Source organism: Xanthobacter autotrophicus (assembly GCF_029991245.1).
GTDB lineage: Bacteria > Pseudomonadota > Alphaproteobacteria > Rhizobiales > Xanthobacteraceae > Xanthobacter > Xanthobacter autotrophicus_C.
The window spans coordinates 1-412 of sequence record NZ_JAIVFO010000416.1 but is presented as its reverse complement, the minus strand read 5'-3'; the positions used below and the strand labels follow the sequence as shown (position 1 = coordinate 412).

Genomic DNA, 412 nt, shown 5'->3' with positions numbered 1-412 from the left:
TCACTGAAGTTCTGGTTGAAGAAGCTCGCCCGGACGATGGTCCAGGAGGCGCCGGACTCGCGGACGACCTTCTCGGCGGCCTCGGCGGCCGGCTCTCCGCGCCCGGCGAGGAGGACGAGTCGTTCGACGTGGTGACGGAGTGCTTCGGAGGTGAACGCCGCGACGACGTCCGTGGCTCCGGGGAAGGCGAGGTCGGGCTGGTAGGTCACGTACACCGCCCCGACCCCGTCGAGCGCGGCCGCCCAGGTGCTGGGGTCCTCCCAGTCGAAGACCGGGGACCCCGAACGGGATCCGATGCGAACGGGGTGGCCCCGCGAGGTGAGGATCTGGGCCACGCGACGGCCGGTCTTGCCGGTGCCGCCGAGGACGAGGATGGGCTTGCTGGACGAGGTGGTGGTGGTCATGGGACAAC

At 70.6% G+C, this 412-nt stretch carries 1 protein-coding gene; it reads right to left on the bottom strand.

Annotated features, from left to right (window positions below; translation table 11 throughout):
• Window positions 1-404, bottom strand: a 404-nt coding sequence (locus K9U41_RS23480) for an SDR family oxidoreductase (RefSeq protein WP_282643234.1), incomplete at its 3' end; no start/stop codon positions are given.
• Between the last annotated feature and the right edge of the window lie 8 nt (window positions 405-412).